At 74.4% G+C, this 22,211-nt stretch carries 17 protein-coding genes; 6 read left to right on the forward strand and 11 right to left on the reverse strand.

Translation table 11 applies throughout. The features are described 5' to 3' along the window. Nucleotides 1–119 precede the first annotated feature (119 nt). Both ACFY9V_RS27075 and ACFY9V_RS27080 read right to left on the reverse strand, forming a co-directional pair. Nucleotides 120–692, reverse strand: coding sequence for a DUF3017 domain-containing protein (locus ACFY9V_RS27075; protein ID WP_391163356.1), 573 nt, complete (start codon nucleotides 690–692; stop codon nucleotides 120–122). Further along, nucleotides 682–1,545, reverse strand: a complete 864-nt coding sequence (locus ACFY9V_RS27080; RefSeq protein ID WP_188283507.1) for a bifunctional methylenetetrahydrofolate dehydrogenase/methenyltetrahydrofolate cyclohydrolase — start codon at nucleotides 1,543–1,545, stop codon at nucleotides 682–684. Before ACFY9V_RS27080 ends, ACFY9V_RS27075 begins: the two co-directional genes overlap by 11 nt. Before the next feature lie 366 nt (nucleotides 1,546–1,911). Here ACFY9V_RS27080 and ACFY9V_RS27085 point away from each other — a divergent pair, with 366 nt between their 5' ends. Beyond that, entirely contained in the window at nucleotides 1,912–2,655 is a 744-nt protein-coding gene (locus tag ACFY9V_RS27085; protein WP_355336846.1) for an RDD family protein, read from the forward strand. Between the two features lie 185 nt (nucleotides 2,656–2,840). Here the strand turns inward: ACFY9V_RS27085 and purH are convergent, their stop codons facing one another. Then, nucleotides 2,841–4,391 (reverse strand): bifunctional phosphoribosylaminoimidazolecarboxamide formyltransferase/IMP cyclohydrolase, encoded by a 1,551-nt coding sequence (gene purH, locus ACFY9V_RS27090; RefSeq protein WP_391163358.1) that lies wholly within the window; start codon nucleotides 4,389–4,391, stop codon nucleotides 2,841–2,843. Next, nucleotides 4,378–5,019, reverse strand: a complete 642-nt coding sequence (gene purN, locus ACFY9V_RS27095; protein WP_391163360.1) for a phosphoribosylglycinamide formyltransferase — start codon at nucleotides 5,017–5,019, stop codon at nucleotides 4,378–4,380. Before purN ends, purH begins: the two co-directional genes overlap by 14 nt. A 284-nt stretch (nucleotides 5,020–5,303) precedes the next feature. Between purN and ACFY9V_RS27100 the strand changes: the two genes are divergently transcribed. Continuing rightward, complete coding sequence (locus ACFY9V_RS27100; RefSeq protein ID WP_391163362.1) at nucleotides 5,304–6,107, forward strand: hypothetical protein; 804 nt, start codon at nucleotides 5,304–5,306, stop codon at nucleotides 6,105–6,107. A gap of 248 nt (nucleotides 6,108–6,355) precedes the next feature. Here ACFY9V_RS27100 and ACFY9V_RS27105 read toward each other — a convergent pair whose 3' ends face one another. Further along, nucleotides 6,356–7,906, reverse strand: a complete 1,551-nt coding sequence (locus tag ACFY9V_RS27105) for a DUF6350 family protein (protein ID WP_391163364.1) — start codon at nucleotides 7,904–7,906, stop codon at nucleotides 6,356–6,358. Nucleotides 7,907–8,064: 158 nt separating this feature from the next. On the opposite strand from ACFY9V_RS27105, the gene ACFY9V_RS27110 reads away from it, so the two are divergent. Further along, on the forward strand, nucleotides 8,065–9,252 hold the full coding sequence (locus tag ACFY9V_RS27110) for a hypothetical protein (RefSeq protein WP_391163365.1): 1,188 nt from the start codon (nucleotides 8,065–8,067) through the stop codon (nucleotides 9,250–9,252). 142 nt (nucleotides 9,253–9,394) lie between these two features. Here the strand turns inward: ACFY9V_RS27110 and sucD are convergent, their stop codons facing one another. From sucD to ACFY9V_RS27135, 5 genes are all read right to left on the reverse strand, one after another. Beyond that, the gene (gene sucD, locus ACFY9V_RS27115) at nucleotides 9,395–10,279 is read right to left on the reverse strand and encodes a succinate--CoA ligase subunit alpha (RefSeq protein WP_355336840.1); all 885 of its coding nucleotides are present in this window, start codon (nucleotides 10,277–10,279) and stop codon (nucleotides 9,395–9,397) included. Between the two features lie 21 nt (nucleotides 10,280–10,300). Continuing rightward, nucleotides 10,301–11,473, reverse strand: coding sequence for an ADP-forming succinate--CoA ligase subunit beta (sucC, locus tag ACFY9V_RS27120; RefSeq protein ID WP_355336839.1), 1,173 nt, complete (start codon nucleotides 11,471–11,473; stop codon nucleotides 10,301–10,303). A 301-nt stretch (nucleotides 11,474–11,774) separates the two neighbouring features. Beyond that, nucleotides 11,775–12,923 carry a VWA domain-containing protein gene (locus tag ACFY9V_RS27125; RefSeq protein WP_355336838.1) on the reverse strand — a complete coding sequence of 383 codons (1,149 nt, stop codon included), beginning with the start codon at nucleotides 12,921–12,923 and terminating at the stop codon, nucleotides 11,775–11,777. Continuing rightward, nucleotides 12,916–15,747 carry a DUF5682 family protein gene (locus ACFY9V_RS27130; protein ID WP_391163366.1) on the reverse strand — a complete coding sequence of 944 codons (2,832 nt, stop codon included), beginning with the start codon at nucleotides 15,745–15,747 and terminating at the stop codon, nucleotides 12,916–12,918. The genes ACFY9V_RS27125 and ACFY9V_RS27130 overlap by 8 nt, the downstream gene beginning before the upstream one ends. Further along, a complete protein-coding gene (locus tag ACFY9V_RS27135; protein WP_391163367.1) occupies nucleotides 15,744–16,868 on the reverse strand; it encodes an AAA family ATPase in 1,125 nt (374 codons plus the stop codon). Before ACFY9V_RS27135 ends, ACFY9V_RS27130 begins: the two co-directional genes overlap by 4 nt. A 138-nt stretch (nucleotides 16,869–17,006) precedes the next feature. Here ACFY9V_RS27135 and ACFY9V_RS27140 point away from each other — a divergent pair, with 138 nt between their 5' ends. Further along, a complete protein-coding gene (locus tag ACFY9V_RS27140; RefSeq protein WP_391163369.1) occupies nucleotides 17,007–18,371 on the forward strand; it encodes an SWIM zinc finger family protein in 1,365 nt (454 codons plus the stop codon). A 274-nt stretch (nucleotides 18,372–18,645) separates the two neighbouring features. Further along, nucleotides 18,646–20,247 (forward strand): DUF5691 domain-containing protein, encoded by a 1,602-nt coding sequence (locus ACFY9V_RS27145; RefSeq protein ID WP_391163370.1) that lies wholly within the window; start codon nucleotides 18,646–18,648, stop codon nucleotides 20,245–20,247. A 104-nt stretch (nucleotides 20,248–20,351) separates the two neighbouring features. Here the strand turns inward: ACFY9V_RS27145 and ACFY9V_RS27150 are convergent, their stop codons facing one another. Continuing rightward, nucleotides 20,352–20,765: a cobalamin-dependent protein gene (locus tag ACFY9V_RS27150; protein ID WP_391163372.1), complete on the reverse strand. Its 414-nt coding sequence runs from the start codon at nucleotides 20,763–20,765 to the stop codon at nucleotides 20,352–20,354. A gap of 369 nt (nucleotides 20,766–21,134) precedes the next feature. On the opposite strand from ACFY9V_RS27150, the gene ACFY9V_RS27155 reads away from it, so the two are divergent. Further along, a complete protein-coding gene (locus ACFY9V_RS27155; RefSeq protein ID WP_391163374.1) occupies nucleotides 21,135–22,076 on the forward strand; it encodes an alpha/beta fold hydrolase in 942 nt (313 codons plus the stop codon). Nucleotides 22,077–22,211: the final 135 nt, after the last annotated feature.

The raw sequence follows: 22,211 nt of genomic DNA on the forward strand, positions 1-22,211 counted from the left end.
CCGGCCGGTGGTCGGGAAACAACCGGGCTGCCCCGCCGGGGCCGGTGGCGACCTGCGCGGAGCGCCCACGCGGCCGCGCCACCAAAGAACCTGGCCCCGCGTCAGCCCACCGTTCCGGGCTACCGCACCGAGAAATGGATGATGTCCTCCAGGAACGGAATCCTGATCAGCGGATCCGGCTGCGCCATCAGCGCCAGCAGCACGATCGCGAGACCGAACAGCCCGTACGTGATCACATCAGTGAACCGGCTGCGGACCGCGAGCATGCCGACCGCCGTCACGCCCCAGCGCAGCGCGGCGCCGACCAGCAGCGACGCCCCGATCACGATCGTGCCCGCGCGGAAGGCGCCGGCCGCCGTGACGATCAGCCCGATGGCCGCGCCGCAGATGACCAGCAGGATCGGCCACTGCCGGGCGGGCGCGGGGGCGTCCTTGCCCGCCGCCCGGCCGCCGCCCTCGGGACGCGCGGTGGTCCTGCCGGGCCCGGCCTCGTGCCTGCCGTGCTCCCCGGTGATTCCGGCCGCCTGTCCGAGGGAGTGCCCAGAGGAGTGCCCGGCGGACGCGGGCGCGGGCACCGGCGCCGACGCCGGGCCCGAGCCGTTCTCACGGCCCTCCCCCGGCGTCCGGCCGGTCCCCGGCCCCCCGGCGCCGAAGTCCGCGGCCCCTGCCGCGGGACCCGGATCAGCCGACATCGCCCGCGGCCCGCTCGGACGCCTCCACCACGTTCTGGAGGAGCAGCGCCCGCGTCATCGGGCCGACGCCACCGGGGTTCGGCGAGATCCAGGCGGCCACCTCGGCCACGCCCGGATGCACGTCACCGACGATCTTGCCGTTCTCGTCACGGCTCACGCCGACGTCCAGGACGGCCGCGCCCGGCTTCACGTCCTCCGGCTTGATGATGTGCGGCACACCGGCGGCGGCCACGACGATGTCGGCCTGTCGCAGATGCGCGGAGAGGTCACGGGTGCCGGTGTGGCACAAGGTGACCGTCGCGTTCTCCGACTTACGGGTCAGCAGCAGGCCGATCGAGCGGCCCACGGTGATGCCGCGGCCGACCACGACCACGTCGGCGCCGTTGATCTCCACGCCGTGGCGGCGCAGCAGCTCCACGATGCCGTTGGGGGTGCAGGGCAGCGGCCCGGTCTCGTTGAGCACGAGTCGGCCGAGGCTCATCGGGTGCAGCCCGTCCGCGTCCTTGGCCGGGTCCATCAGCTCCAGCACCCGGTTGGTGTCGATGCCCTTGGGGAGCGGGAGCTGCACGATGTAGCCGGTGCAGGCCGGGTCCGCGTTCAGCTCGCGGACGACCGCCTCGATCTCCTCCTGCGTGGCGGTGTCCGGGAGTTCACGCTGGATGGAGCCGATGCCCACCTGCGCGCAGTCGCGGTGCTTGCCCGCGACGTACCACTTGCTGCCCGGGTCGTCGCCGACCAGCAGCGTGCCGAGGCCGGGGGTGATCCCGCGGGCCTTCAGCGCCTTGACGCGTTCGGCGAGTTCGGACTTGATCGCGGCGGCGGTGGCCTTGCCATCGAGAATCTGGGCGGTCATGCCCGCCATTCTCGCGGATCGGACCCGCGCCGGACCAATCCGCCCCCGGCGCGAACCCCGCCTGGGTGTTACCTGAGCGCCGCCTGTGCCGTGCCCGGCCCCCGCCGACGCCCGCCGACGCCCGCCGACGCCCGGACGGGTGCCTCGACCGGTGCCCCGGCCGCTGCCCGGACCGCCGCACCGTGGAGGCACCGTCCCGACCTCGGTCCGACACCTCTGGTCCCTTGCGCGCCGGGGCACAGGGGCCCCACGATGTGGCCTCGTCCCCCGATTGGGCCAGTACGACGGATATACGACGGATGCGGTCCGGCCGCCGCCGTCCCGACCGGCCCTGTCGTCCCAGCCGCGCGCGTAAGGAAGCAGCACGTGAGCCAACCCCCCGGCCCTCCCGGCCCCGGAAACCCGTACGGCGGACCGTCCCAGCCGCCGCAGCAGCCGCCCTACGCGCAGAACCCGTACGGCCAGGGCGTCCCGCAGCAGCCGGGCCCGTACCAGCAGCAGCCCGGCGGCTACCCCGGATACCCGCAGCAACAGCAGCAGCCCGGCGGCTACGGCTACCCCGGCGGCGGCTACCCGGGCCAGGCGCCGTACGGCTACCCGCAGGGGAACCTGCCGCCCGGCATGCCCCCGCTGGCCGGTTGGGGCGCCCGGCTCGGTGCCACGCTGCTCGACGCGCTGATGTTCAACCTCGTACCGGGCGGGCTGGTCATCGCGGGCTACACCCAGATGTCCGTCAAGCTCGCCGACCGCTGGCAGGACTGCGACGACGCGGGCATCCCCCGCGACGCGTGCCCCAACCCGCACGTGTCCGGCGGTTCCGTCGCGCTGATCCTCATCGGCGGCCTGCTCAGCCTCGTCGCCATGCTCTTCCTCTGCTACCGCGAGGGCAGCACCGGGCAGACCCCCGGCAAGAAGATCGTCGGCATCCGCCTCCTGCGCGAACACGACGGCTCCACCCTCGGCTTCGGCCTCGCCTTCGGCCGCCGCCTGCTCCACGTCCTGGACGGCCTGCCGTGCTACCTCGGGTTCCTCTGGCCGCTGTGGGACGCGAAGAAGCAGACCTTCGCCGACAAGATGGTCCACACCGTGGTCATCAAGGACCAGTCCTGACCGACCCCGCGCTGACGCGGGGCGGCGTGCGCGGGGGGGGGTGGGGAACCGCGCGGCCGGCCCCACCGGCCGGTGGTCCGAAGACCACCGGTCCGCCCCGCCGGGGCCGGTGGTGACGTGCGAGCACGTCACGGCCGGACGCGCGGTCCCCGCGCCCTGTGAAGGATCGGCGTACCGCCAGGGTCCTAGTGGAAGAAGTGCCGCGTCCCCGTCAGGTACATCGTGACTCCCGCCTTGGCCGCCGCCTCGATGACGGCTTCGTCGCGGATGGACCCGCCCGGCTGGACGACGGCGGCGACCCCGGCGGCGGTGAGGACCTCGAGCCCGTCGGGGAACGGGAAGAAGGCGTCGGAGGCGGCGTAGGAGCCGGTGGCGCGCTCGGCCCCGGCGCGCTCGACGGCGAGCCTGGCGGAGTCGACCCGGTTGACCTGCCCCATGCCGACGCCGACCGTGGCGCCGCCCTTCGCGAGAAGAATGGCGTTGGACTTGACGGCGCGGCAGGCGCGCCAGGCGAAGGCCAGTTCGGCGAGCTGGGCCGCCGTCAGCGCGTCCCCGGTGGCGAGGGTCCAGGTCTCGGGGTCGTCGCCCTCGGCCTGGAAGCGGTCCTTGGCCTGGACGAGGAGGCCGCCCTCGATGGGCTTGTACTCGGTGACGGTCTCGGGCCCGTCGGCGCAGCGCAGGACGCGGATGTTCTTCTTGCGCGCGAGGATCTCGACGGCGCCGTCCTCGTACCCGGGCGCGACGATCACCTCGGTGAAGATCTCGGCGACCTGCTCGGCCATGGCCACCGACACGGGCCGGTTGACGGCGATGACGCCGCCGTACGCGGAGACCGGGTCGCAGGCGTGCGCCTTGCGGTGGGCGTCGGCGACGTCCGTGCCGACCGCGATCCCGCACGGGTTGGCGTGCTTGATGATCGCGACGCAGACGCCCTCGTGGTCGTACGCGGCACGGCGGGCGGCGTCGGTGTCGACGTAGTTGTTGTACGACATCTCCTTGCCGTGCAACTGCTCCGCCCCGGCCAGCCCCTTTCCGCTGCCGTCGCTGTAGAGCGCGGCGCCCTGGTGCGGGTTCTCGCCGTAGCGCAGCGTCTGCTGGAGGTCGTACGTCTGCCCGCTGAACTCGGGGAACTCCTCGTTGGACGCATAGCCGTCCAGGAACCAGGAGGCGACGGCCACGTCGTACGCGGCGGTGTGCTGGAACGCCTCGGCGGCGAGCCGCTTGCGGGCGGCGAGGTCGAAGCCGCCGTCGCGGACGGCGGCCAGGACGTCGGCGTACCGGTTCGGGCTGACGACGACGGCGACCGACGGGTGGTTCTTGGCGGCGGCGCGGACCATCGAGGGGCCGCCGATGTCGATCTGCTCGACGCACTCGTCGGGGCTCGCGCCCGAGGCGACGGTCTCCTTGAACGGGTAGAGGTTGACGACGACCAGCTCGAACGGCTCGACACCGAGTTCGGCGAGCTGCCGCTGGTGGTCGGGCAGGCGCAGATCGGCGAGGATGCCCGCGTGGACGCGCGGGTGCAGCGTCTTGACCCGGCCGTCCAGGCACTCGGGGAAGCCGGTCAGCTCCTCGACCTTGGTGACGGGGACGCCCGCGGCGGCGATCTTCCCGGCGGTCGACCCGGTCGACACCAGTTCCACCCCCGCCTCGTGCAGACCGCGGGCCAGGTCTTCGAGACCCGTCTTGTCGTAGACACTGATCAGCGCGCGACGGATGGGCTTATTCACCGACATGAACCTTTCGTCCCTCAATGCGGTAGCCGTGGCGCGCCAGGCGCCCCACGGTCTCGACGAGCAGTCGTCGCTCGACTTCCTTGATGCGCTCGTGGAGCGCGTCCTCCGTGTCGTCCGGCCGGACCTCGACCACGCCCTGGGCGATGACCGGGCCGGTGTCGACGCCGTCGTCGACGAAGTGGACGGTGCACCCGGTCACCTTGGCGCCGTACGCGAGCGCGTCGCGTACGCCGTGGGCGCCGGGGAAACTCGGCAGCAGCGCGGGGTGGGTGTTGATGATCCGGCCGCCGAACCTGGCCAGGAACTCCTTGCCGACGATCTTCATGAAGCCCGCGGAGACGACGAGGTCGGGCGCGTACCGCGCCGTGGCCTCGGCGAGCGCGAGGTCCCAGGCGGCGCGGTCCTCGTGGTCCTTGACGCGGACGACGAAGGTGGGCAGGCCCGCGCGGACGGCGCGGTCCAGGCCCTCGATGCCGTCGCGGTCGGCGCCGACGGCGACCACACGGGCCCCGGCCCCGTACGAGGGATCGGCCTCGATGGCGTCGAGCAGCGCCTGGAGATTGGTCCCGGAACCGGAGACGAGGACGACGAGACGGGCGGGGGTGGAGGCGTGTGCGGGCGCGGCCACTGGCGGTGCTCTCTCGTTTAGAGGATCGTACGAGTCGGAGGCCGATCGGATGACGGGGAACCCTACGAGGCCGCCGACCGTCAGCAACGATACCGGCACTCCCGGCGGCCCCCACGGGACGGGGGAGCGCGCGGACGGTAGCGTCTGCCGGGAGAGCGGCACTTCGCGCGCCCCGCACGCGGGCGTAAGTGACGCATCTGACAGGGATGGCACATCGTCGTACGGTCGTTGCAAGACGTCAGTACACGTCGGTACAAGCCGAAGAAGGAGTCGAGCCCAAGGGGATGGCGCATCACATCATGAGCAGCGGCCGTATTCGTCTCGCGCTGCGCGCGCCCGAGGGCGATCAGCAGGACAATCCCTTCGCGCCGCCGCCTGAGGGCGCGCCCGACCGTCCGTGGCAGCCGCGACAGCAGCCCTCGGACGGTTCGTCGAAGGAGGGCTCGTCGGAGGGCTCGTCGGAAGGCGGCTCCGGGGACAGGCCGGAGGGTCCGCCCCCGCCGCCGCACGGCGCGCCCACCGCGTGGGGCCACGGGTGGAGCAATCAGCAGCCCCAGGGCGGACGCCCTGACCCGTTCGGACGCAGGCCGGAGCAGGGCGGCGGTCCCACCGGACCCGCGGGCAGCGGCCCGCGCTTCGACCCCACCGACCCCGCACAGCGGCGGTCGCGCTATTCGCTGGTCTGCGGCGGCTGGGGACTGATCTTCGCCCTCCTGGGCTGGACCCCGGTCGGGCTCCTGCTCGGCGCGCTCGCCCTCTACTGGGGGATCTCCGCGCTCCGCATGAGCCCGCAGGACCGGGCCAAGGCCCGCGCCGAGGCGGCCTCCGCCCTGGCCGACGCCACCCAGACGCCCCGGCCCGCCCCGCCCGCGCCCGGGCCCGACGCCCAGCGCTCCTTCGTCACCGCGGCCTGGAGCGGCATCATCACCAGTGCCGTGACGCTCGCGCTGGTCGTCACCACGTACTCCTTGCAGTACGCCTACCGCGATTACTTCACCTGCAAGAGCGACGCCCTCACCACGCCCGCGTCGCACTCCTGCCAGAATCTCCTCCCCAGCCCCCTCCGCGACTTCCCCGGCCTCCGCTGACCCCCTCCGGGGGGGGTGGCGCGTGAAATTCGGGTCCCGTATCCGCCGAGCGTCCGCCCGGTGGGGGCTTGTCGCGCAGTTCCCCGCGCCCCTACGGGGCTCGACCTCTTCTGCCGGGCGCAGACGAAGGGCCTGCTTTTCAGGGGCGCGGGGAACTGCGCGACCAGCCCCCACCGGGGGCGCGGGGGAGAACCGGCCCCGGCGGGGCAGACGCTGTGGGTTCTCGGGCTGAAAGCCCGGCGGGGGGCCTACTCGGGCCCGGGGTCCGGCTCGGGCCGGGGGACGACGGGGGCCGGGGCGGCGATCGGAGCAGGCGGCAGCGTCGGCATGGGAGGAACGGCCGGAGGCGGCGGCTCCGCAGGAAGAGGCGGTGGAACCGCAGGCACCGGGACCTCGGCGGACGCCGAAACGGCGCGGGTCGGCCGCAAGGCGGCGACACGGCGCCGCACCGCGGGGCCGCACCGCCCCCAGAGCCCGCGCGCGGCGCGTGCGGTGGCGGCCGGCCAATCGAGGGGCCGCAGGGCCCGGACCCACCCGGCCCAGGTCCGGGGACGGAAGACCGCGGCCCCGTCCCGGTGCCAGCGCAGCGCCACGGCCCCGGGCGCACCGAGCAGCAGCGTCCAGGCGAGCGCGGCGAGGCCGGTGGCCCACCAGGAGGGGCCGAAGGCGGCGAGGGTGACGGTGCCGAGGGGCCCGCCCGACACGGCGGCGAGCAGCGCGAAGGCGACCCCGGTGACGAGGGCCGCCGCCGAGGCCACCGAGGCCGTACGCCGCAGGCTCCACGCGTCGGCGGCGCGCCCCACGGACCGGGCGACGAGAACCCCCGCGCAAACGGGCACGGCGAGGGTGGCCCACCCGACGAACCCCCCGCTCCCCTCGTCCGGCAACGCCTCGAGCAGCGGAAATCCGGGCAGCGTCGGATAGCCGGAGGCCCCGGCGGGAGCGACCGCGCTGCCGACGCCGACGGCGAACCCCGGCCCGAGCGCGTACGAGGCCCCCCAGACGGCGAGGTTGGGGACGAGCGCGACCGCGACGAGCAGGACGGCGAGCTGTCCGGCCGGTGGCGCGCTGAGCTGCGCGAAGGTCCGCCCGGCGGCCCCGGCGTGCCACGCGAGGGCGGCGGCGCCGATGAGCGCGCCGCCGCCGATGACGACGCCCACCGCCGTCCCGGCGGCCCGCAGCGCGACGACGGCCTCCCGGCCGTACGGCCCGACCCGCGCGAGTGACGGCCGCCCGCACCCCGACCACGCCCCGGCGGCGGTCACGGCGGTCGCGAAGAGCGGCACGTAGAGCAGCGCGGCGAGGACGTCGATGTGGAAGGACCCGCCCGCGGCGTACGCGACGGCGCCGGACGCGGCGGCCAGGTATCCGCCGAGCAGCCAGCCCGCGGTGGCGGCCACCGTACGGACGTCGGCCGCGGGCCGCGGGCCGTCCTCGCCCCCGGCCGCCGTGCGGACCGCGGAGGCCGCGGCGCGGAAGAGCAGCCAGCCCGGCAGGGCGGTGAGCAGCAGCGGGGTCACACCGATGGGCGCGGCGGCGCCGGAGAGCGTCTCCGTACGGACCAGGTCGGCACCCTGGGCCAGCAGCCACAGGGCGGCGCCGACGTGCAGGGCGCCGCCGAGGCCGCTGTCGGGGAAGGGCGAGGCGATCCAGAGCAGGAGGACGACGGCGCCGAGGACGCCGAGGCCGAGCCCGGCGGCGACCGCTCCCCCGGCGAACGCGGTGGCGCGTGCCGCCGCGACCCGCCGGGCAGCGGCCTCGGCGGACAGTGCCGCGATGCGATCGGTCGTATGGGTCACGGCGACCCATGGTGCCAACAACACCCGTTTCGCCCCGGCAGCGGGCGAAAGGTCGTCGTGTCGCACATGATGGGCGCTATGTGTCCTTTTTTCACACTGTCACATGTACGGGTATCCGTACGAGCACGGGTACGGCGTGACGGCTCGGGGTCGCCGCGGTGAGCGCCCGCAGGCGCACCGGCGGGACACAGTCACCGCCCAAGCCCGTACCGGCCAAGCAGAAGCCGACGTCGCGGCAGCGGCAGAATCCGCCGTCGTCCGGCGCGCCCGCACCTGCCGCGGACCCGGCTCCGTCCCAGAACCCCACGGGTCCCGCGCCCAAGAGCCCGGCGCCCGAGGGGCCGGCCGCGAAGAGCCCGCCGTCCAAGAGCCCCGCGGCGAAGACCCCTCCGCCCACGGCTCCGGCGCGCAAAAGGCCCCCGCGCTCCCCCGCGCCCACCCGTGAGCCGGTCGGTCTGGGCCGCGTGGCGGTCGTCGCCGTGCCCGTCGTGGCACAGGCCCCGCCGGTGCTGCCCGGCCCGAGCCCCGAGGCCGCCTTCGACGCGCTGTACGCGCACTGCGCGGACCCGCTCGTACGCCAGGTCCTGGTCCTGACCGGCAGTCCGCGGCTCGCCGACGACGCCGTGGCCCGCGCCTTCGACCAGGCGTGGCAGCGGTGGCCGGAGGTGGCGCGGGACGCCGATCCGGTCGGCTGGCTGCGCGCGAACGCCTACGCGTTCGCCCTCGCGCCCTGGCAGCGCTGGGTCCCGGCCCACCGCCGCGAACCCGCCGCCCCGGCCGCCCCCGTCCCCTTGGCGGCGGCCCTGCTGCGGCTGCCGGCCGAGCACCGCCGCGCCCTGCTCCTCTACGACGGCCTCGGCCTCGATCTGCCCGGCACCGCCGCCGAGACCGAGTCCAGTACGCCCATCACCGCGGCACGCATCACCCACGCGCGGGCCGCCCTGACCACGGCGCTGCCGGAACTCTCCGAGGACGGCCAGCCCCTGTCCGTGGAACTCGGCGCGCTGCTCGCCGACGAGCAGGACGACGCCGCGCCCGCGCGTACCCGGAAACCGGCCGCCGTACGGGACGCGAGCGAGCGCGGTGTACGGCGGCGTACGGTCGCGGCCTTCGCCCTGACCGCCCTGATCGTGACGGCCACCGTCGTGACCATGGCGGTCGCGCCCGACCACAGCAAGCCGGTGCCGCCCCGGCACGCCCGCGAGGCGGGCCAGAACCGCGCCGACACCCCCGGCGCCCCGGGCCACGCCCCCTCCGACGACCCGGCGCGCGCGGCAGCGGACGCACGGGGCGCGACTCCGCCCGGACACCGGCAAACCGCCGCTGCCCTGAGGTCTTGGCCGTAGGCGCGGTCCTGGCGGGGACGGGCAGCGGCGAAACCCCGCTGGGCCGAGCTCCGTCCGCGCGACGCGGAAACGGCGCGGGTCCGGCCCCTTCCGAGGAAGGGAACCGGACCCGCGCCGTGTGGCGTGCCGAGCCGACCGCAGGTCAGCCGGCCAGGATCGACCGCGCGAGGCGCGCCGTCTCGGACGGCGTCTTGCCGACCTTGACGCCCGCGGCCTCCAGGGCCTCCTTCTTGGCCTGCGCCGTGCCGGAGGAGCCGGAGACGATGGCGCCCGCGTGGCCCATCGTCTTGCCCTCGGGCGCGGTGAAACCGGCGACGTAGCCGACGACCGGCTTCGTCACGTTCTTCTCGATGAAGGCCGCGGCCCGCTCCTCGGCGTCGCCGCCGATCTCGCCGATCATGACGATCAGGTCGGTGTCGGGGTCGGCCTCGAACGCGGCGAGCGCGTCGATGTGCGTGGTGCCGATGATCGGGTCACCGCCGATGCCGACGGCGGACGAGAAGCCGATGTCGCGCAGCTCGTACATCATCTGGTACGTCAGGGTGCCGGACTTGGAGACCAGGCCGATGCGGCCGGGCTTGGTGATGTCGCCCGGAATGATGCCCGCGTTGGACTGGCCGGGGGTGATCAGGCCGGGGCAGTTCGGGCCGATGATCCGGGTCTTGTTGCCCTTGGCCTGGGCGAGCGCCCAGAACGCGGCGGAGTCGTGCACCGCGACGCCCTCGGTGATCACCACGGCGAGCGGGATCTCGGCCTCGATGGCCTCGACCACGGCGTCCTTGGTGAACTTCTCCGGGACGAAGATGACCGTCACGTCCGCGCCGGTGGCCTCGATGGCCTCCTTGACGGAGCCGAAGACCGGGACCTCGCCCTGGTCGAAGGAGACGGTGGTGCCCGCCTTGCGCGGGTTGACGCCGCCGACGATGTTCGTGCCGTCGGCGAGCATGAGCGTGGTGTGCTTCATGCCGGTGGCGCCGGTCATGCCCTGGACGATGACCTTGCTGTCCTTGGTCAGGAAGATAGCCATGGTTGTCGGTGTCCTCGTCCCTTACTTCGCAGCCAGCTCGGCGGCCTTGTCGGCCGCTCCGTCCATGGTGTCCACGCGCTGTACCAGCGGGTGGTTCGCGTCGGACAGGATCTTGCGACCCAGCTCCGCGTTGTTGCCGTCCAGGCGTACGACCAGCGGCTTCGTGACGTTCTCACCCTTGGACTTGAGCAGCTCCAGGGCCTGCACGATGCCGTTGGCGACCTCGTCGCAGGCGGTGATGCCGCCGAAGACGTTGACGAAGACGGACTTGACGTCCGGGTCGCCGAGGATGATCTCCAGGCCGTTGGCCATCACCTCGGCGGACGCGCCGCCGCCGATGTCCAGGAAGTTGGCGGGCTTCACGCCGCCGTGCGCCTCACCGGCGTAGGCGACGACGTCGAGGGTGCTCATGACGAGCCCCGCGCCGTTGCCGATGATGCCGACCTCGCCTTCCAGCTTCACGTAGTTGAGGCCCTTGGCCTTGGCCTTCGCCTCCAGCGGGTTGGCGGCGGCCTTGTCCTCGAGCGCCTCGTGCTCCGGCTGCCGGAACGCGGCGTTCTCGTCGAGCGAGACCTTGCCGTCAAGCGCGACGATCTTGCCCTCGCCGGTCTTGACCAGCGGGTTGACCTCGACCAGCAGGGCGTCTTCCTTGACGAAGACGGTCCAGAGCTGCTGGAGGACGGAGGCGACCTGGTCGGCGATGTCGGCCGGGAACTTCGCGGCGGCGACGATCTCGGCGGCCTTCTCCGGGGTCACACCCTCCAGGGCGTCGACCGGGACCTTGGCCAGCGCGTCCGGGTTCTCCTCGGCGACGACCTCGATCTCGACACCGCCCTCGACGGAGGCCATGGCGAGGAAGGTGCGGTTGGTGCGGTCCAGCAGGAAGGAGACGTAGTACTCCTCCTTGATGTCCGCGGTCTCGGCGAGCATCACCTTGTGGACCGTGTGGCCCTTGATGTCCATGCCCAGGATCGCGTCGGCCTTGGCCACCGCGTCGGCCGGGTCGGCGGCCAGCTTCACGCCACCGGCCTTGCCGCGACCGCCCACCTTGACCTGAGCCTTGACGACCGCACGGCCGCCCAGTCGCTCCGCCACCTCGCGCGCCGCCTCAGGCGTGTCGATGACTTCACCGGCCAGCACCGGTACACCGTGCTTGGCGAAGAGGTCCCTCGCCTGGTACTCGAACAGGTCCACGCGCGTCCGTCTCCCTTTTCCCTGGTTTCCAGGGTTCCTGGTTTCCCTGGAATTCAGCATTTCGCAAGCTGCTGCCGCCTGATGTGTGCGGCGCTGCGTGCGTTTCTGCCTGATCTGCCTGGGCGTGCCGCTACGGGCAGGGCGACTGCACTGTCACAAGGGAAGCGCACACGGTGACCGAGTACGCGGCATGTCCGTCTCGCAGGTTATCGCCGAGGGCGGTGACGGGCTAAATCGCAGATCACATGTGGGCGGTGAGAACGGTCACAGATCACCGTCCGGGTCCGTTCCCGATCGCCGTTCACGCCTCCGGTATCGGAATCGGGCGTTTCTCGATCGCCGCTGCCATCACATCGGGAAAGAGGTCGGGGGTGCAGGCGAACGCGGGAGCGCCGAGGGCGGCGAGCGCGGCGGCGTGGTCGTGGTCGTAGGCGGGCGCGCCCTCGTCGGACAGCGCGAGCAGCGCCACGAACTGGACGCCGGCCGCCTTCATGGCCGCCACCCGCTTCAGCATCTCGTCGCGGATACCGCCCTCGTAGAGATCGCTGATCAGTACGACGACGGTTTCGGCCGGACGGGTGATCAGGCCCTGGCAGTACGCGAGCGCCCGGTTGATGTCGGTGCCGCCGCCGAGCTGGGTGCCGAACAGCACGTCCACCGGGTCGTCCAGCTCGTCGGTGAGGTCGACCACGGCGGTGTCGAAGACGACGAGCTTGGTGGCGATCGAGCGCATCGAGGCCAGGACTGCGCCGAAGACGGACGCGTAGACGACGGAGGCGGCCATCGAACCCGACTGGTCGATGCAGAGGACGACGTCCTTCTTCACCGCCTGGTCGGCGCGGCCGTAACCGATCAGCCGCTCGGGTACGACGGTGCCGTGCTCGGGCAGGTAGTTCTTGAGGTTGGCGCGGATCGTGCGGTTCCAGTCGATGTCCCGGTGCCGGGGGCGGCTGACCCGCGCCGAGCGGTCGAGCGCGCCGGTGAGGGTGGCGCGGGTCCGGGTGGCGAGCCGCTTCTCCAGGTCGTCCACGACCTTGCGGACGACCATCCGCGCCGTCTCCTTGGTGGTGTCGGGCATCGCCTTGTTCAGCGACAGCAGCGTGCCGACCAGGTGCACGTCGGCCTCCACGGCCTCCAGCATCTCCGGCTCCAGCAGCAGCGCCGACAGCCCGAGCCGGTCGATCGCGTCCCGCTGCATCACCTGGACGACGGAGCTGGGGAAGTACGTACGGATGTCGCCGAGCCAGCGGGCCACTTGCGGCGCGGAGCCGCCGAGGCCCGCCGAACGGTCGGCCCCGCGCCCCGAGGCGCTGCCCGTGCCGCCGTACAGCGCGCCGAGGGTACGGTCCATCGCCGCGTCCCTGCCGGTCAGTTCGCACCCGGTGCCGTCGGCGCCCCCGCCGCCGAGCACGAGCCGCCAGCGGCGCAGCCGCTCATCGGTGTCAGTCATCTGCCTGGTCCCCCTCGTTGGTCAGCCTGGCGGCGAGATCGGTCGTGGTGGTCGTGCCCAGCAGCAGCCGGACGGTGTGCAGGACGGCGTCGGCGCGGGCCGCGTCGAGGCCGGTGCCGAAGCCGGGCAGGCCCGGGTCCGACGCGGTGGCCGGGCGGCGCGCCGCCGAGGGGCCGCGCCGCACCAACTCCCCCACGCTGCGCCGCACCCCGGTCTCGAAGTCCGCGAAGGTCCGCCGCAGCAGGGGCAGCACGTCGTTGAACGCCGTCGCCGGTACGGCCGCCAGCCAGCCGTCGACCAGCGCCAGCAGCCGCTCGTCGTGCACCAGCAGCATCCCGCCGCCGGACAGGAACCCCTCGATCCACGCGGCCCCCTCCGCGGGCCCCGTCCCCGGCGACAGCGCCAGCCCCATCAGCCGCGCCGCGTCCTCCGCCTCGATCCGCCCGTCGTCCATGAGCAGCCGCGTCGCGGCCCCCCGCAGCAGCCCGGGTATCGCCCCGTCCCGCTCGGCCAACCCCCGCAGCGTCCCCGCCCACCGCTCCCGAAGGTCCCCCCCAGGAGCATCCCCCCGCCCCCGCGCGCTGGCCCCGGAGACCAGCGCGGCGCCGGAGGCGGGTGCGGTGCCGGGGGCGGGTGCGGGTGCGGTGCCGGAGGCGGGCTCGGTGCCGGAGGCGGGCTCGGAGGCGGGTGCGGGTGCGTCCGTCTGCGCTGGGCCAACCGCCGGTCCTGGGCCGACCGCAGGGTGCGGGGCCGGGGAGGGGAGGAGGCCGATCGCGCGGTGGACCTCGTCCATGTGGGTGCGCAGCGCCGCCGCGCCGTCGGCGTCGAGGCCGACGCAGGCCGGGGGGAAGCCGACGCAGATACGGGAGGCCAGACCCTCCGCGACCTCGCCGAGGGCGGCGGAGTCGGTGCCGCGGACGTCGCCGTAGCGGACGGCACGGACCAGCGCGGGCAGCGCGGCGGCGAGGTGGGAGACGTCGGCGTCGAGCGCGGCGCGGTCGGCGAGGACGCGCATCACGACGGGGAGCGCGTCGGACAGCCCGGCGAGCAGGCACTGTTCGGCGACCGAGGTGACGGCGGCCAGCGCGTCGCTGTGCACGGCGGCGTCCTCGGCCTTGGCCGTGGCGGCCGACCCCACGGTGGTGCCCCAGATCCCGGCCTCGGCGATCCGTACCGCCAGCTCCGGCTCCCAGCGCAGCCGCCACGTCTCACGGAAGGTGCCCTTGCCGTGCCGGGCGACGGCCGGTTCGCCCCAGCCGATGCCGAGCATCGTCAGCCGGTGCAGCAGGCGGCTGCGGCCCGCGTCCGTCTCCTTGCGCAGGTCCAGCTCCAGCTCCTTCTCCAGCGCCTCGGGCTTGAGCCGGAGCCTGCGCTGCTCGCGGGCGAGGTCACGGGCGAGCGGCACCGCGGGCGCGTCCGGCGGGACTTCGCCGAGCACGTCGCCGACGACCAGCCGGTCCTGGATCAGGGCGAGCGGCACGTCGGAGCCGTCGCACATCACCGCGCGGACCGCGTCGGTGGTCTCGCCGAGACCGGCCAGCGGGCGGCCCCGCATCGCGGCGAGCGTGTCGGCCAGCCGTACCGCCTCGATGACGTGGGCCGAGGAGACCGGCAGGTCCTCCTCCCTGAGCAGCCCCGCCACCTTCGTCATCCAGCGGGTCACCGGGCGGTCCCGCGCGGTGAACAGGTGCCGGTACCAGCCCGGCGAGTCGATGCCCGCGCCGTAGCCGCTGGCCCTGGCCAGCCGCCGGTGGGTCCACGGCACCCAGGTCGTCTCGACCTTCGCCTTGGGCAGGCCCTTGAGGAGCTGCCGGTCGGCGGTGGCCGTCGTCCGCTCGGTGAGGGCGGGCACATGCCAGGCGCCGCAGACCACCGCCGTCCGCTCGTACGCCTTGCGCGCCTCGCGGACCCGCAGCCGCATGTGGGCCTCGCGCAGCGGGTCCTGGGCATGGCCGCCGTCGCCGTAGGTCTCGCGGATCGCCGCCATGGCCTCGGCGAGCGCCGCGAAGGGGACGAGCGGGTCGCCGTCGCCGTCGCCGTCCGCCGTGCCGCCGCGGTGCTCGACCGCGTCCTCCCACCAGCGCTCCGGGTCGTCGTACCCGGCGGCCCTGGCGAGGACGGCCAGCGGGTCGATCCGCGCGGCAGCCGCCGCCCCGCCGTCGTCCGTATCCCCTCCGGCCGCCTCCCCCTCGGCGGGCTGCTCCTCTTCCTCTCCTTCTCGCACCGGCCCCCGTACCGGCCCTTCCGCGTCCGGGCCGCCGGACGCGGCCTCCTCTTCCTCCGCGGCGGCGCGCAGCGCGAGGGTGTGCGCGGCCGGGAGGTCGATGAAGCGGACGTCGGCGCCCGCCTGCGCGGCCCACCGGATCGCCACCCACTCGGGCGAGAATTCGGCGAAGGGCCAGAACCCGGCCCGCGCCGGGTCGTCCACCACGTGCGCCAGCAGCGCGACGGGCGGGCGCATCGCGGGGTCGGCGGCCAGCGCGAGCAGCGCGTCGGCCTCCGGCGGCCCCTCGATGAGCACGGCCTGCGGCCGGTACGCGTCGAGCGCGGCCCGCACCGCCCGCGCGGACCCGGGCCCGTGGTGCCGGACCCCGAGCAGTACGAGGTCGTCGCCGTAGTCGCCGCCCGCACCGCCGCGGACGACGGCGGCGGGCACCGCCCCGGCCCGGAGTCCTTCCGCCGCGCGGTCCTCCGGCCCGCTTCCGGCCGCCGTCGCACCGTCCTCCGCGCGACCGGGCACCGCCGTACCGTCAGCCGTCCGCGTGCCGCCCGCCGCGCGGTCACCCGTCGTCGTGCCGCCGGTGGCGGCGTCCATGACCGTCATGCCGACACCTCGCGGCAGGCGCGGTAGAAGTCCTTCCAGCCGTCCCGCTCGCGGACGACCGTCTCCAGATACTCGTGCCAGATCAGCCGGTCGGCGGCCGGGTCGCGGACGACCGCGCCGAGGATGCCCGCGGCGACGTCACCGGCCCGCAGCACGCCGTCCCCGAAGTGGGCCGCGAGCGCGAGGCCGTTGGTGACCACGGAGATCGCCTCGGCCGTGGAGAGCGTGCCCGAGGGGGACTTGAGCTTGGTGCGGCCGTCCTCGGTGACGCCGCCGCGCAGTTCGCGGAAGACGGTGACGACCCGGCGGATCTCGGTGGCGCCCTCCGGGGCGGCCGGGAGGTCGAGGCCGCGGCCGAGCTGGTCGACCCGGCGGGAGACGATGTCGATCTCGTCCTCGGCGGAGGCGGGCAGCGGCAGCACGACCGTGTTGAAGCGGCGGCGCAGCGCGCTGGAGAGGTCGTTGACCCCGCGGTCGCGGTCGTTGGCGGTCGCGATGAGGTTGAAGCCGCGTACGGCCTGTGTCTCGGCGCCCAACTCCGGTATCGGCAGGGTCTTCTCGGACAGGATCGTGATCAGCGAGTCCTGGACGTCCGCCGGGATGCGGGTCAGCTCCTCGATGCGCGCGAGCCGGCCCTCGGCCATCGCCCGCATGACGGGGCTGGGCACCAGCGCGTCCCTGCTGGGGCCGTTGGTGAGGAGCTGCGCGTAGTTCCACCCGTAGCGGATGGCCTCCTCGGGGGTGCCCGCGGTGCCCTGCACCAGCAGTGTCGAGTCGCCGCTGATCGCGGCGGCGAGGTGTTCCGACACCCAGGTCTTCGCGGTGCCCGGCACGCCGAGCAGCAGCAGCGCCCGGTCGGTGGCGAGCGTGGTCACGGCCACCTCGACGATCCGCCGCGGGCCCACGTACTTCGGTGTGACGACCGTGCCGTCGGGCAGTGTCCCGCCGAGCAGGTAGGTGGCCACGGCCCAGGGCGAGAGATTCCACCGGGCGGGGCGCGGCCGGTCGTCCGCCGCGGCGAGCGCCTTGAGCTCGTCCGCGAACGCGTCCTCAGCGTGCGGCCTCAGGGCCTGCTCGGCGCCGGTGCCGCTGTCGGTCTCGGCACCCGTCGTACCGGTCATGGCTCTCCCCCACTCATCCGTCGGACCCGCGTGGTCCGAGCTGTTCTCCACGATGCACCCGACCACTGACAATCGGTCACAGCGCGCGATCCGCGCAGGTCAGAGCGATTGTCAGTGGGGGGTTCTACCTTCGGGGGCATGGAGACGGAAGCACGGTGGACAGCGGATCAGGTCCTGGCGCTCGCGCCTGACGCCGCATCACGCAAGGCGGGCGCGCGGCTCGCCACACCCGCGCCGTGGTCCGGTGCGGGGACGGCCGGCGGCGCGGTGTGGGGGCTGTGCGCGGGCAGCGGCAGCAAGCCGTACCAGACGGTCGTGGATGTGAACGGGCCCGCGTACCGGTGCAGTTGCCCGAGCCGGAAATTCCCGTGCAAGCACGCGCTCGGACTGCTGCTGCTGTGGTCCGAGGGCGGGGCGGGGCCGGTCGGCGCGGGGGACGTGCCGGAGTGGGCCGAGCAGTGGATCGACGCCCGGCGGAAGAAGGCCGAGACGGTGGCCGAGACGGCCGCGGTCCGGGCGGAGTCGGGCCCCGCGGACCCGACGGCGGCGCGGCGGCGGGCCGAGCGGCGCGCGGTCCGCGTCGAGGGCGGTGCCGCCGAGCTGGAGCAGCGGCTCACCGACCTGCTGCGCGGCGGGCTCGCGGGCGCGGACCGCGCGGGCTATCAGCAGTGGGACGAGATCGCGGCCCGCATGGTCGACGCGCAGGCGCCGGGACTGGCCACGCGGGTGCGGGAGTTGGGGACGGTGGTCGCGGCGGGCGGCGACTGGCCGTCGCGGATGCTGGAGGAGACGGCGCTGCTGCATCTGCTGGCGCGCGGCTTCCTCGGCCGCCAGGGGCTGCCGGGGCCGCTGGCCGACACGGTCAGGTCGCGGGTCGGATTCACCGTCGACACGGCGGAGTTGCTGGCCGGGCCGACCGTCCGCGGCCACTGGCAGGTCCTCGCGCAGTACGACAGCGCGGACGAGCGGCTGACGACTCGGCGGATCTGGCTGTACGACCGGGAGCCCGGCCGTTTCGCGCTGCTCCTGTCCTTCGGGGCGGTCGGCCGCGCGCCCGAACTGGCCCTGCCGGTGGGCGCGGTGCTCGACGCGGAGCTGGTCTACCACCCGGCGGCGCTGCCGTTGCGGGCCGCGCTCGGCACCCGGCACGGCACGGTCGGCGCGGGCGGCGGCCCCTCCGGCGGCGGTACGGGGGGCGCACCGGTCGGGACCGGGATCGACGCGGCGCTCGCGTCCTACGGCAGCGCGCTCGCGGACGACCCCTGGCTCGACGCGTGGCCCGTCGTCCTGTCGGGAGTCGTCCCCATACCGGGGCCGAACCGCTGGCAACTGGCGCACAGGGAAGGGCAGGACGCCGTCCCGCTCACCCCGGCCACCACCGGCCTGTGGCGCCTCGCCTCGGTCTCCGGCGGCCACCCGGTCACCGTCTTCGGTGAGTTGGGTCCGACGGGCCTGCGCGCGCTGGCGGTCTGGCCGGACGGCGGGGAGACGGTGCCGCTCTAACCGCGCCGGAAGCGCGGGGAGCCCGGAGCAGGGCCCGGCGTGGAACGCACGGTTTACGGGGGGACGGGTACGGGGGCGCGGGGCGGCCCGCCCGGGGGACGGTGCGCGACTGCGGAGGGGGCAGCCGCGCGCGGGAACCCGGCGGGCCGGACCCGGCCGGAGCAGCGGCATCAGGCAGCAGCGGCATCAGGCAGCAGCGGCATCAGCGCAGGGGAAGCGGACGACGCGGAGGAGATCCGCGAGGCGACGTCGTGGAGTGCGAAGGGGGAATGTGATGAGCATCGGTTGGGACGATCTGGTCGGCAGCGCGCTGCTGGGCACCGAGCGGCGGCGGCCCGCGATCGTGGCGGGCGACGCGGACGAGGCGGCGGCGGGGCTGCTGGACGCGGCGGCGGCCGGGGTGGTGCGGCGGCGTGCCGGTGTACGGCCTGGGGTGGCGCGGGAGCGGCCGGGATTGGCGCCGCCCGACACGCGATGGCCGCTGCCCGAGGCCGCCCGGCAGCGGCTGGACCGGCTGCTGACGGACCGCACCGGCGGCGGTTCCGGCAACCGGCGGGGGTCGGCGCCGAATCTGGCCGAGCTGTTGCCGCAGTGGCTCGCGGAGGCCAACCTCCTCGGGTACGGGGCGCCGCCCGCGCTGCTGCCCGCACTGCTGGACGCCGCCAGGGCGCGGACGGACCTGCGGACGGACGCGGTGGCGCTGGCGGGACCGCGCGGGCTGTGGCTGGCCGGGCTGAATCCGGACTGGAAGTTCGTGCTGCGCTCGGGCCACCGGGGCCTGGCGGCGGCGCCCGAGGACCCGGACGCGGCCGAACGGCTGTGGGAGGAGGGCCTGTTCGCGGAGCGGGTCGCGCTGCTCACCCGGATCAGGCTGGCCGACCCGGCCCGCGCGCTGGCGCTGCTGGTGTCCACCTGGAGCGGCGAGCGGGCCGAGGACCGGCTGATGTTCCTGGACTCGCTGCGGGTGGGCCTGTCGGGGGCCGACGAGCCCTTCCTGGAACAGGCGTTGACCGACCGCAGCCGCAATGTCCGCTCGACGGCGGCCGAGTTGCTGGCCGCGCTGCCCGAGTCGGCGCTGGCCGGGCGGATGGCGGACCGGGCCAGGAGCTGTGTGTCGCTGGGCCCCGACGGCATCACGGTGGAGGCGCCGTACGAGTGCGACGCGGGGATGGAACGGGACGGGGTGGCGCCCAAGCCGCCGAGCGGGCGGGGTGAAAGGGCCTGGTGGCTGGGCCAGTTGGTGGACGCGGCGCCGCTGGCGACCTGGGGCGCGCGGTTCGGCGACCGCGACCCGGAACAGATCATCGCCCTCCCGGTCCTGGACGGCTGGCAGGCCGATCTGCACGCCGCCTGGTGCCGGGCGGCGGTACGGCAGCACGACACGGGCTGGGCGCGGGCCCTGCTCGGCCCTCCCCCGGCGCCGTCCTCGCCGGTGGCGGCGGTCGGCGACCCGGCGAAGCTGCTGTCGATCCTGCCGGAGGACGAACGGGCCACGTGGGTGGCGGAGTTCATCGCCACGCACGGGCTGTCCGAGGCGTTCCAGATGCTGGGCGTGTGCGCGGTGCCGTGGTCGGAGCCGCTGGGCCGGGCCGTGGTGGACGCCCTGGACATCGCGCGGGACGCGGGCAGTTACCCGTGGAGCTTCAGCGGCGTGATGGGTCTGGCGGAGCGCTGTCTCGACCCGGCGGCGGCCGACCAGGTCGGGGTGCTCAGCGCGGCGGCCGAGGAGCCGCCGGACGGTTCGCCGGGCGCGGGCGCGTACTGGTCGGAGGCGTTCCAGCGGCTGACGGGCACGCTGCGGCTGCGCGCGGTGATGCTGGCCGAGCTGCGCGGCGAGGCCACCGCCCCCGGGGCGCCGGGGGACGGGGGTGAGTGATCATGCGGACGGTACGGCGGGCGGTGCGCACCGCGGTCCGGGCGCTCCGGGGCCTGGCGCGGCTCGGAGGGCCCGGCGGGCTCGGGCGGACGGGGCGGCGGCGGTCAGGCGCCGGTGGCCTGGTGGACGTTGGCGCGCACCCAGTCCACGGCGGCCGTGGTCGGGGTGCCGGGGGTGAAGATCGCGGCGACGCCGAGTTCCTTGAGGGGCGCGATGTCGGCGTCGGGGATGATGCCGCCGCCGAAGACCTTGATGTCCAGGGCGTCGCGCTCCTTGAGCAGTTCGAGGACCTTCGCGAAGAGCGTCATATGGGCGCCGGACAGGATCGACAGGCCGATCGCGTCGGCGTCCTCCTGGATGGCGGTGTCGACGACCTGCTCGGGCGTCTGGTGCAGGCCGGTGTAGATGACCTCCATACCGGCGTCCCGCAGGGCGCGGGCGATGACCTTGGCCCCGCGATCGTGGCCGTCGAGACCCGGCTTGGCCACCACCACGCGGATCGGACCGGACACTCCCATCACTGCCTCCATGCGTACGGCTCGCGGGCCGGGAATTCGGGGCTGCGGTCGCGGAGAGCGTCCCACAGTGTGAACGAACGTTATCGCCCCGCTCCGCCGCCCGACAGTTTCGCGGGACCCAGGGAGGGGGAAATCACACAGTGGGACACATTCACCACGGGTGGGACCCCGGGAAACGGCTCGTCACGGTGTGGGACACGCCGGAGCCGTCGCTCACCGGTCCGGCCCGCTGTGGAGGAGCCGCTGCCAGGATGCCGTGTTCCCGCGCTCGCAGCCGCAGAGCACGGGGACACGGCCTCCGCTCCGGCCCTCGACAGGGCACGCCGGGCCACCGGGCCACACGGAGCGTGCCGTGACGGGAGGTGGGCCATGACCGTCGGACCAGCCGATTCGCCGGACGCCACGACACCGGCCGGCACCCCGGCCGCCACCGGCCCTCCACGGGCCGCGGAGGACCCGCAGGCGGACCGTCCGTCCGCCGGGGCGGCGACGGCCCCGCTGGCCCGGCTGCTGCACGGCGCGGCGCTGGTCAAGGCCACCGCGTTCGACCTGGCGATCCTGGCGGGCCACCTGCTGCTCTACCCCACGGGGATACTCCCCGCGCGGACGGCCGCCCCCTCACCGAAGACGCCCGCGATAGGCCGGGCGCCCGGCGGGGCGCTGCGGCTGCCGACCGAGGGCAGGGCCCACCCGCCCGTGGTGATGCTGCACGGCTTCGTGGACAACCGGTCGGTCTTCACCCTGCTGCGCCGCTCCCTGCTGCACCACGGCTGGACACGGGTCGACGCGCTGAACTACTCACCGTTGACCTGTGACATACGCGGAGCGGCCGAGCTGCTGGGGCGGCACGTCGAGCGGATCTGCGCGGAGTCCGGGCACAGCCGGGTCGACCTGGTGGGACACAGCCTGGGCGGGCTGATCGCGCGGTACTACGTGCAGCGGCTGGGCGGTGACGCGCGGGTGCGGACGCTGGTCACGCTGGGGACGCCGCACACCGGGACTAGGGTGGTGCCGCTGCTGACGCCGCTGCCGATCGTGCGGCAGATGCGGCCCGGGTCGGCGCTGCTGGAGGAGCTGTCGCAGCCCGCGCGGGGGTGCGGGACGCGCTTTGTGTCGTTCTGGAGCGACCTCGACCAGTTGATGGTCCCGGTGGCCGCGGCGCGCCTCGAACACCCGGATCTTTCGGCGGAGAACATCCGGGTGAGCGGGATCGGCCACCTGGCACTGCCCGTGCACCGGGGTGTGGCCGCCGAGATACGGCGAGCGCTGAGCGGGAAGGAGCTGTGGAGGGGCGCGATCGACGCCGCATAACGGACACGTAACGGTCGAATATCAACCGAACACCGGGCAAGGCGGACGCCAGGTCACCGCAGAAGATTGTCGGCTCCCCGTACGGGGAGCTACAGTCACCGCTAATTCTCCTGCTGCCTAGGCGAAAGAGAAGCT

It is taken from the genome of Streptomyces sp. NPDC008317, assembly GCF_042955955.1.
Taxonomy (GTDB): domain Bacteria; phylum Actinomycetota; class Actinomycetes; order Streptomycetales; family Streptomycetaceae; genus Actinacidiphila.

What these genes read in the sequence shown, in the direction of transcription:
- ACFY9V_RS27075 (WP_391163356.1), bottom strand. Translation starts at nt 692, where the DNA reads ATGTCGGCTGATCCGGGTCCCGCGGCAGGGGCCGCGGACTTCGGCGCC.
- ACFY9V_RS27080 (WP_188283507.1), bottom strand. Translation starts at nt 1,545, where the DNA reads ATGACCGCCCAGATTCTCGATGGCAAGGCCACCGCCGCCGCGATCAAG.
- purH (WP_391163358.1), bottom strand. Translation starts at nt 4,391, where the DNA reads ATGTCGGTGAATAAGCCCATCCGTCGCGCGCTGATCAGTGTCTACGAC.
- ACFY9V_RS27100 (WP_391163362.1), top strand. Translation starts at nt 5,304, where the DNA reads ATGGCGCATCACATCATGAGCAGCGGCCGTATTCGTCTCGCGCTGCGC.
- sucD (WP_355336840.1), bottom strand. Translation starts at nt 10,279, where the DNA reads ATGGCTATCTTCCTGACCAAGGACAGCAAGGTCATCGTCCAGGGCATG.
- ACFY9V_RS27125 (WP_355336838.1), bottom strand. Translation starts at nt 12,923, where the DNA reads ATGACTGACACCGATGAGCGGCTGCGCCGCTGGCGGCTCGTGCTCGGC.
- ACFY9V_RS27130 (WP_391163366.1), bottom strand. Translation starts at nt 15,747, where the DNA reads ATGACGGTCATGGACGCCGCCACCGGCGGCACGACGACGGGTGACCGC.
- ACFY9V_RS27135 (WP_391163367.1), bottom strand. Translation starts at nt 16,868, where the DNA reads ATGACCGGTACGACGGGTGCCGAGACCGACAGCGGCACCGGCGCCGAG.
- ACFY9V_RS27140 (WP_391163369.1), top strand. Translation starts at nt 17,007, where the DNA reads ATGGAGACGGAAGCACGGTGGACAGCGGATCAGGTCCTGGCGCTCGCG.
- ACFY9V_RS27145 (WP_391163370.1), top strand. Translation starts at nt 18,646, where the DNA reads ATGAGCATCGGTTGGGACGATCTGGTCGGCAGCGCGCTGCTGGGCACC.
- ACFY9V_RS27150 (WP_391163372.1), bottom strand. Translation starts at nt 20,765, where the DNA reads ATGGGAGTGTCCGGTCCGATCCGCGTGGTGGTGGCCAAGCCGGGTCTC.
- ACFY9V_RS27155 (WP_391163374.1), top strand. Translation starts at nt 21,135, where the DNA reads ATGACCGTCGGACCAGCCGATTCGCCGGACGCCACGACACCGGCCGGC.